The sequence below is a fragment of the Nocardia arthritidis NBRC 100137 genome, from assembly GCF_001612765.1.
Classification (GTDB): domain Bacteria; phylum Actinomycetota; class Actinomycetes; order Mycobacteriales; family Mycobacteriaceae; genus Nocardia; species Nocardia arthritidis.
The window spans coordinates 125,506-131,902 of the sequence record NZ_BDBB01000024.1 but is presented as its reverse complement, the minus strand read 5'-3'; the positions used below and the strand labels follow the sequence as shown (position 1 = coordinate 131,902).

General features: G+C 70.0%; 6 protein-coding genes. 1 reads left to right on the top strand and 5 read right to left on the bottom strand.

Features of this window, described 5'->3' with window-relative positions:
- From NA8_RS18935 to NA8_RS18925, 3 genes are all read right to left on the bottom strand, one after another.
- Window positions 1-1,241, bottom strand: a 1,241-nt coding sequence (locus NA8_RS18935; RefSeq protein ID WP_157106773.1) for a tetratricopeptide repeat protein, incomplete at its 3' end; no start/stop codon positions are given.
- 105 nt (window positions 1,242-1,346) lie between these two features.
- Entirely contained in the window at window positions 1,347-2,540 is a 1,194-nt protein-coding gene (locus NA8_RS18930) for an AI-2E family transporter (protein WP_245663901.1), read from the bottom strand.
- Between the two features lie 73 nt (window positions 2,541-2,613).
- Window positions 2,614-3,666, bottom strand: a complete 1,053-nt coding sequence (locus NA8_RS18925; protein ID WP_063051688.1) for an NAD(P)-dependent alcohol dehydrogenase — start codon at window positions 3,664-3,666, stop codon at window positions 2,614-2,616.
- A gap of 160 nt (window positions 3,667-3,826) precedes the next feature.
- Between NA8_RS18925 and NA8_RS18920 the strand changes: the two genes are divergently transcribed.
- Window positions 3,827-4,951, top strand: coding sequence for a S1C family serine protease (locus NA8_RS18920; RefSeq protein ID WP_063051687.1), 1,125 nt, complete (start codon window positions 3,827-3,829; stop codon window positions 4,949-4,951).
- Window positions 4,952-4,957: 6 nt separating this feature from the next.
- On the opposite strand, the gene NA8_RS18915 is transcribed toward NA8_RS18920, so the two are convergent.
- Window positions 4,958-5,524 (bottom strand): vitamin K epoxide reductase family protein, encoded by a 567-nt coding sequence (locus NA8_RS18915; protein WP_063051686.1) that lies wholly within the window; start codon window positions 5,522-5,524, stop codon window positions 4,958-4,960.
- Window positions 5,521-6,300 carry a DsbA family protein gene (locus NA8_RS18910; RefSeq protein ID WP_063051685.1) on the bottom strand — a complete coding sequence of 260 codons (780 nt, stop codon included), beginning with the start codon at window positions 6,298-6,300 and terminating at the stop codon, window positions 5,521-5,523. Before NA8_RS18910 ends, NA8_RS18915 begins: the two co-directional genes overlap by 4 nt.
- Window positions 6,301-6,397 lie beyond the last annotated feature (97 nt).

Here is a 6,397-nt window from a genome sequence, read left to right as displayed (position 1 = left end):
GCCGTGGCGGCCCGCACGCGCGGCAGCAGCGCCAAGCAGTCCGCGGCCGCGACGCGGTCGGCCGGGGTGAGTTCGGCGTCGTCCTCGGCGGCGGATTGCCATGCCGCGGTGGCGATCACCTCGTGCAGCCAGTTGAGCAGTTCCACGCGCAGCGGTTGCGGCTCGCGCAGCCAGGCGCGAGCGTAGGTCACCTCGGTGCGCTCGTGCAGCAGGGCGCCGAGCACGACTTCGGCGGCGGGCGCGGTGACGGAGTAGATCGACCCCTGATGCAGGACGGCGGAGAACAGGAAGACCACCCCGCGCACCTGGTCGTCGACATCCGCGCCGATCAGATCGGCGAGCATGGCCGGAGCGTCGCCCGCGGACCCGTGGGCGTGCGCCAGACCCGCCCAGTCCGTTTCGCGCAGCACGGTCGCGGCGCGCTCATGGAAGGTCGGCGCTAGCGCGGCCGCCGCCCGGGTGCGGGCTTCGGCATCCGCGGAATCGAGCGCGCGCTGGAACGCCGCCAGCGCGACGTCCGGTTCGCCGAGCCGCTCGCTGAATAGCCCGATCTCGAAGCTGGCCCGCGCGGCGACCGCGGGATCGTCCGATTCGGCCATGGACCGGCTGATTTCCCTGGCCCCCGCCCAATCGCCCGCCTCGCCGAGGTGCTGGACCAGATCGCCCGCGACGATGAGCGCCTGATCCGCGGGCCAGCCGTCGATCACGGCGCGGTAGGCGGCCTTCACGCCCACCAGGTCGTCCTCGGTACGCAGGAGGTAGGCCAGGTTGGACAGCGCGAGCCGGGCGATATCACCGGGTCCGGCGTCGATGGCGTGCTGATAGGCCGTGCGCGCCGCCTCCGAGTCGCCGCGTTTGGCTCGCGAGTAGCCGAGATTGATCCACGCCCGGGGTGCGGCGTCGGCATGGCCGGAGGCGGCGGCGCGCTCGTACATCGCTTCGGCCGCCGCGGTGTCGCCGCGCTCGGCCAGCAGCAGGCCGAGATTGTAGGCCGCGCGCGGCGCCGCGTCTTCGTGGCCGGAGTCGACCGCGACGTGGTAGGCGCCCTCGGCGGCAGGCTTGTCACCAGACGCGCTGAGCAGCCCGCCCAGCTCCGCGGCGGCCAGCGGCGCCCAGTTCGGGTGACCGGAGGCGATGGCGATCTGGAACGCCTCGCGCGCGGCCGCCAGGTCGTTGCGCCTGCGGTGCATCTTGCCGAGGTCGAAGGCCAGGTCCGGCGGCCGCTTCAGCATTGTTCCCATCCAGCCTCGGCACCGAGTGGTGCGAATCGTTTCCGAGAAGTTCTACATCGGCGCGCGATCCCTGGCTACCCATGGCGTGGGATACGCCGGTCACCGGCCGTGGGCTCATTCCGCGGGCGGGTTGTGTCGGCCTGCCAGGCGGAGGGTCAACTGCCTTGCGAACTTTCGGCGCCGCTTGGGCGGACCACTCGTGCGCTCGATGTCGGCCTCCACGTCGGCCGGGACGTCGTAGCGGCGGATGTAGGCGCCGGCGAACGCCTGCACCGTCGCGGTGACCGGGATGGCCAGCAGTGCGCCGGTCGCGCCGAGCAGCGCCGCGCCCGCCAGCACCGCCCCGAACGCGACGGCCGGGTGCATGTCCAAGGTGGTCGCGGTGATGCGCGGTTGCAGCACGTAGTTCTCGAATTGCTGGTAGAGCACGATGAACCCGAGAATCCACAGTGCGGTGCTCGGGCCGTGCACGAGCCCGACGATCACCGGCAGCGCACCGGCCAGATAGGTGCCGACCGTGGGGATGAACTGGGAGACCACGCCCACCCACAGTGCGAGGGCGAACGCGGACGGCACGTCCAGTATCCGCAGTATCACGTAGTGCGCCAGCGTCGAGGCGAGCGCGAGCAGCCCGCGCGAATAGATGTACCCGCCGGTCTTCGCCACCGCGATGTCCCATGCGCGCAACACATGTCGCTGGCGCCGCGGCGGCAGCAGCGAACACACGGCCGTGCGGATCCTGGGCCCGTCGGCGGCGAAGTAGTAGGTGAACAGCAGGATGCCGAGGCCCTGGAAGAGCGCGCCGAGCGCGGCGGTGCCGATGCCCCAGACGTTGCCCGCCAAGCCGGTGAGGTAGCCCTCCAGGGTCGAGCTCCAGTCGGTGGCGTACTTCTGGATGTCGGTACTGGACAGATCCTGATGGAAGGTGTGGTTGATCCACTCCACGCCCCGGTCCGCGTATTCGGGGGCGTTCTTCACCAAGGTGGTGACCTGATCGACCAGCAGGGCGCCCAGCGTCCAGAGGAAGCCGAAGACGAGGGCCGTCAGGACGAGGAACACCAATCCGGTCGCGGGACCACGCCGCATGCCCCGCAGTGCCAGCCAGTTCACCGCGGGCTCGATGGCGAAGGCGAGGAACAGCGAGACCAGCAGAACCGTCAGCAGGCCCTGCAGCCGCTCGAGCACCCAGAAGGCCGCCAGCAACCCGGTGACCGTCGCCGCGGCGAGCAGGAACACGCGCGGCAGCCACGGTGGCATGCCGCGGGGGCCGTCGGCGGGTGGCATCTCGTCGTCGTCCTGCACAGGCACAACGCCAAGGTACCCACCCCGCGACCGGTTCGCGGCCGGACTTCGCGGGGCAGCGCCGCTACGGCGAGCAGGCTCACATGGTCGATACGTCGATGACGAACCGGTAGCGCACGTCGCTGGCCACCACCCGGTCGTAGGCGCCGTCGATCTCGTCGGCGGCGATCAGCTCGATCTCGGCGCCGATGCCGTGCTCGGCGCAGAAGTTCAGCATCTCCTGGGTCTGCGCGATGCCGCCGATCATCGAGCCCGCCAGCGAGCGGCGGTACCCGGCGAGGTTGAACGGCTTGACGCTCATCGGGTTGTCGGGGAGACCGAGGATCACCAGGGTGCCGTCCAAGTTCAGCAGCCGCAGGTAGTCATCGATGGGCAGGTCCGCCGAGACGGTGTTGAGAATCAGGTCGAACCGGCCGCGCAACTCGCGGAAGGTCTGCTTGTCGCTGGTCGCGTAGTAGGCGCTCGCGCCGAAGAGTTTGCCGTCGTCCTGTTTGCTCAGCGAATGGCTCAGCACGGTCACGTCGGCGCCCATGGCGGAGGCCAGCTTCACCCCGACGTGGCCGAGTCCGCCCATGCCGATGATCGCGACCTTCTTACCCGGTCCGGCGTTCCAGTGCCGCAGCGGCGAGTACAGCGTGACGCCCGCGCACAGCAGCGGCGCGGCCACATCCAGGCCGATTCCCTCCGGGATGGCGACCACGAAGTTCTCGGTCACCACGATCTGTGTGGAGTAACCGCCGAGGGTGTGCCCGCCGGGCTGCACCGCCGGGTCGACCGTGCTGTTGTAGGTCATGGTCGCGCCCGCGGTGCAGTACTGCTCCTCGTCGGCGAGGCACGGTGCGCAGACCCCGCAGGAATCGACCATGCAGCCGACTCCGACGCGGTCGCCGACCTGATGCCTGGTCACCGCGGCCCCGACCGCGGCGACCACGCCCGCGATCTCGTGTCCCGGCACGCAGGGGTAGCGGGTTCTGCCCCACTCGTCACGGGCGGTGTGGATGTCGGAGTGGCAGATGCCCGCGAATTGTATGTCGATCAGCACGTCGTGCGGGCCCAGGTCCCTGCGTTGGATCGTGACCTTCTCGAACGACCCATCAGGGGTGGACAGGGCGTAGGCGGCGACTGTGCTCATGAGGACATGCCTACCGTCGCATGGGTGCGATTGCCAACTGTGACACGGAAGAGGCCCGATCACGGCACATTTTCCGGCGCGGTCGCCGGATTGATGATCTTCGGCGGCGTTCTGCGGCGACAATGGTTTCGGTGAGCGGTTCGGCCGAGGCGGGAGTGCCATGGACGAAGAACGGCAGCAGTGGACCGGGGCGCGGCGCCCGCCGCGTGGTGGCCGGGTGTTCGTGCTCGTCGTCACCCTCGTGCTCGCGGTCGCCGCGTTCCTCGGCTATCGCGGCGAATCGGCCGATCGCGACCGGCCCGGCCCCGCCGGGACCGCGGCCTCGGTCGCGTTCGCTCCGCCCGAGCCGCTGGACCCCGGGTTCGTCACCGCGGCGGTGCGACCGGCCCTGGTCAACATCAATGCCTCGACCGAGCGGGCGGGGCCGGGCGCGGCGGGATCCGGCATCGTCCTCACCGCCGATGGCGAGGTGCTCACCAGTCATCACGTGGTCAAGGGCGCCGACACCGTGACCGTCACCGACGTGGGCAACGGCAAGGTCTACGACGCGGAGGTGCTCGGCTACGACGCCGAGGCCGACATCGCGCTGCTCGACCTGGCCGCGGCCACCGATCTGCCCATCGCGACCATCGGCACGTCGACCGGACTGCACATGCGCGAGGAGGTCCTGGCGATCGGCAACGCGGGCGGGACCGGCGGCACGCCGACCGCGGTGCACGGCCCCCTCACCGATCTGGACAGCGCGATCGTGGCGGTCAACGCCGCCGATCTGTCGCGCAAAGCACTCAGCGGGATGCTGGAAGTCGCGGCGGCGGTCACGCCGGGACAGTCCGGGGGAGCGCTGGTCGATCGGACGGCCTCCGTGGTCGGCGTCATCGCCGCGGCGTCGGGCGAGGGAGCCCGGTCGGCCGACCACCCCGCGAACGGCTACGCGGTGCCGATCGACGCCGCGATGCGGGTGGTCGATCAGATTCGCTCCGGCACCCCGACCGACACCGTGCACATCGGACCCACGGCCACTCTCGGTGTGCTGATCTCCAACGCACTGCCGGTCGGTACCGGAGCTCGCGTGGACGCGGCGCTCTACGGGTTGCCCGCCCATGCCGCCGGTCTGGCCGCCGGTGACGTGATCACCTCGATCGACGACCGCGCCGTCACCAACGCGCAGTCCCTGCGCAGTGCGCTGAACACACACAAGCCCAACGACACCATTCGCTTGGGCATCACCGGCGCGAATGGCCGGCGCACGGTACCGGTGGCGCTGGTCGCGGGCCCGCCGAACTGATCCGGATCAGACCAGCGACAGCCAGTAATCCTGGAAGCGCAGGAACACCAGCAGCAGCACGACCGCGAAGAACAGCGCGACGATCGTCCAGCGCCACTCGGCGAGCACGCCGAGCGGACCACGGGAACGCCCCCACAGCTGATCGGTGCTCACCGCGAGCAGCGGCGTGATGACCGCCCAGACCACCATGCAGTACGGGCACAGCGCGTTGATCCGGTAGAGGCTCTGGAAGATCAGCCAGCAGATGAAGCCGAGCCCGAGCAGGTTGCCCAGCCACAGCCCGCCCCAGACCCAGCGCGGGAAGCCGACCCCGGCCACCGCCAGCGCGGCCAGCGTGACGACGACCGAGAACCCGACGATGCCCATCAAGGGGTTGGGGAACCCGAAGACCGCGGCCTGGTCGGTCACCATCACCGAACCGCAGGACAGGATCGGGTTGATGCTGCACGACGGCGTGTAACCGGGATCGGTGAACAGCTTGAACCGTTCCACGGTCAGCGCCACCGCGGCCAGCCAGCCGGCCAGCCCGCCGATCAACAGGACCCAGGCGGCCCGGGGCCCCGCGGTGATCATTGCCCCGCGGCGGCGCTGATCACGGGGGCCAGAGCGCCGGTGCCGAAGATGTCCTGGCTGGACTCGATCTTCTTGCCGTTGACGAACACCGAGGGAGTCGACTGGATGCCGCTTCCCAGCACTTCCTTGGTGTTGGCCTGGATGTACTTGTCGTACTTGTGGTCGGTGATGCACTGGGCGACCGCGTCGTCGGTGTAGCCCGCGCTCTTGGCGATCTGGACCAGTTGATCGTCGGGCAGACCCGCGCCGCCCTCCGGCGGCTGCTGCGCGAACATCGTCTTCAGCCAAGCCTGGTACTTCGACGGGTCGGCTTCGGCGACACAATAGGCGGCGTTGGCCGCGCGCGAGGAGTACCGCGTGGTGGAGGCCTTGTCCAGGAAGGCGATCACGTTGTATTCGACGGCCGCCGTGCCGTTGGCCACCGCCTCCTCGAGCACCTGTCCGTTGGCCGCCTCGAAGGCTTTGCAGGCGGGGCACTGCAGGTCGGCGACGACGCGCACGGTGACCTTCGCGTCCGGCTTGCCGATCCGGACCGCGCCGTTGTCGGTAATCGAGGCGGGCACGGCGCCCGCGTTCGTGGTGCCGGTCGCCGCGATGGACGGGGTGGGGCCGGGATCGTCGTTGCGGGCCTTCTTCACCGCGATGCCGATGCCGATCGCCGCGATCAGCGCGACGAGCACGGCGGCGACGGCCACCTGGATCAAGATCTTGCGGTTGCGGTCGGCGCGTTCCGCCGCCAGCAGCGGGTTCGACTTCCCACCCTGGTTCTTGCTCACCGTGCGCTCACCACGCCTTTCGCTCGCCGGACGATTCCTGCCGTCACGATCGTAGATCCGCAGGCCGCCTACCCGCGTGATCGGCCCGCAGTGGTCA

Bases quoted from the DNA above. Each gene is read 5' to 3' on its own strand.
- NA8_RS18925 (WP_063051688.1), bottom strand. From the start codon at position 3,666: ATGAGCACAGTCGCCGCCTACGCCCTGTCCACCCCTGATGGGTCGTTC.
- NA8_RS18920 (WP_063051687.1), top strand. From the start codon at position 3,827: ATGGACGAAGAACGGCAGCAGTGGACCGGGGCGCGGCGCCCGCCGCGT.
- NA8_RS18915 (WP_063051686.1), bottom strand. From the start codon at position 5,524: ATGATCACCGCGGGGCCCCGGGCCGCCTGGGTCCTGTTGATCGGCGGG.